Source organism: Methylobacterium sp. WL116, assembly GCF_008039455.1.
In the GTDB taxonomy this organism is placed as follows: domain Bacteria; phylum Pseudomonadota; class Alphaproteobacteria; order Rhizobiales; family Beijerinckiaceae; genus Methylobacterium.
Window position 1 is genome coordinate 1 of sequence record NZ_VRUV01000686.1, and the last position, 2,025, is coordinate 2,025.

2 protein-coding genes and 1 pseudogene are annotated in these 2,025 nt (G+C 74.5%); 1 reads left to right on the plus strand and 2 read right to left on the minus strand.

Going from position 1 to position 2,025, the window contains the following annotated elements:
• The first annotated feature begins 229 nt into the window (after window positions 1–229).
• Window positions 230–958, plus strand: a pseudogene (locus FV223_RS32135) (sialate O-acetylesterase).
• Between the two features lies 1 nt (window position 959).
• Here the strand turns inward: FV223_RS32135 and FV223_RS26265 are convergent.
• Window positions 960–1,586 carry a DUF4194 domain-containing protein gene (locus FV223_RS26265; RefSeq protein WP_147729679.1) on the minus strand — a complete coding sequence of 209 codons (627 nt, stop codon included), beginning with the start codon at window positions 1,584–1,586 and terminating at the stop codon, window positions 960–962.
• On the minus strand, window positions 1,579–2,025 hold a 447-nt coding region (locus tag FV223_RS26270; RefSeq protein WP_246689820.1), incomplete at its 5' end, for a Wadjet anti-phage system protein JetA family protein. The genes FV223_RS26270 and FV223_RS26265, both read right to left, overlap by 8 nt.

Consider the following 2,025-nt stretch of genomic DNA (forward strand, 5'->3'; position numbering starts at 1 on the left):
GCGCAGAGCACGGACGGCGGGGGCGCCGCGGGTTTTCGGTGTAGAGGGGGGCCGGAAGCCCCTCGATCCCGGGGGAGCGGGCACGGCAGCCATGATCTTGAGAACGCAGCGCACGGGTCCTCGCCGGGCCAGGAGGCTCGGCGTGTCGGCCCTCGTCGGCCTCGCGCTGGCGTCGCCCGCGACGGCGGGGGTCTGCAGGCCGACCGATCGGGGGCGGGGCACCGACGTGGTGCTGCTCGCCGGGCAGTCGAACATGGTCGGGTTCGGCCTGGGCTTCGACGCCGCGCTCGACGGGACGCCCGATCCGCGCATCGGGCAGTGGAGCCAGGCCGGCGGCCGTGGCCGGATCGTGGCCGCGATCGATCCGCTCCTGCATCCGGGGGCCGCCGCGGGGCGGGTCGGCCTCGGCTTGAGCTTCGCCCGCGCCTACATCGCCGCGCGGCCGCCGGGCCGCCGGATCCTGCTCGTGCCCGCGGCCGTCGGCGGCACCGGCTTCGCCAACGGCCGCTGGAACCCCGGCGACGACCTGTTCGAGGCCGCGGTGATGCGCACCAACGCGGCGCTCGCCGCCGCGCCGAACGCCTGCCTCGCCGCGATCCTCTGGCACCAGGGCGAGGCCGACGTCGGCGCGCTGTCCGGCTCGGATTAAGCCGCGCGGCTCACGCGCACCGTCGCCGCGTTCCGCGCCCGCATCGGCGGCGCGCGGAACGCGCCGTTCGTGACGGGGCGCTTCGAGCCGGAATGGGTGAAGCCGACGCCCGCGCAGACCGCGATCCTCGACGCGCTCGCGCACCTCGCCGACACGGTGCCGCGGACGGTCGACGTCTCGGCCGACGGGCTGACCGGTAACCCCGGCGACAAGATCCATTTCGACGCGGCCTCGCAGCGCATCCTCGGTCGGCGCTACTTCGAGGCTTTGCGCACGCTGCTGCCCGCGCCACGGGCGGCGAAGCCCTGACTCAGCCCTCGGCCGCCTCGGACCACGCCCGCAGGCGGTCGAGCCACGCGTCCGAGGCGAGCACCAGGATGCCGGGCAGCACGCTCACCGGGGTGACGCGCTCAGCCCTGTCGCGCTCGCCGAGCCGCAGCCCGCCGCGGCGGGCGATCAGGCGCAGGATCTCGATCAGCCGCGTCTCCTCGGGCGGATCGCTGCGGGCGGCGGTGCGGATGCGCTCGGTGACGTCGTCGGTGGTGCACTCGACGAGCCCGTCGGTGGAGACGCGGTGATCGCGCAAGCCTTCCTCGTAGATCAGGCGGAGCGCCAGCAGCACCAGGGTCTCGTCCTTGCGCAGGCGCTCGGCGACGATGTCGTGACGCGGGCCGTCCTGGGCCAGCGTGAGCGAGACCATCTGGTCGCGGTGCGACACGGTCAGCGCGTAGCCGAGGCAGGCGAAGTAGTCGGTGAAGAACGGGGCGTAGTGGCGCGCGATCTCGTAGCTGCGGCCGATGCCGGGGGTGTTCGCGTAGATCACCTGGCCCTTCAGCAGCACCGCGAGCGCGCGGGTCAGCTCCTCCACGTCGGGCGCGCGGGCGCCGGGCGGGGGCGGCTCCTCGCCGTCGACGATGGCGCGGAACGGCTCAAGCATGCCGGTCGCCCGAGATGCGGCGGATGACGAAGTCCGGGCAGTCGAGCCAGCCGTTCGCGAGCCGGCCCTCCACGCGGGCGATCGTGTAGCGCGTGCCGAGCGCGCCCTCGAACAGCACGTCGATCTCGCGCAGGCGCTGGAACACGACGAAGGCGTCGACGTCGGCGACCGCGATCGCCGAGCCGCGCAGGGTGCCGTCGGGCCCGAGGTGGCGGTCGAGGAAGGCGGTCATCGTCTCCGCCGTCACGGTGGTGCGCCGGCGATAGGCCGCCTTCGCCTCGACGAAGGCCTCGATCGCGGGATCGATCTCGAAATCCGGCAGCGCCTCGGTCTCGATCGGGACTTTTCGCCCGCGCGGGATCGCGAGGTGCGGCGTCCCGATCGGCGGGCGCAGCAGCGAGATCGCCGGTGCCACGTCCGGTGGGGCCGCCGCGGCGCC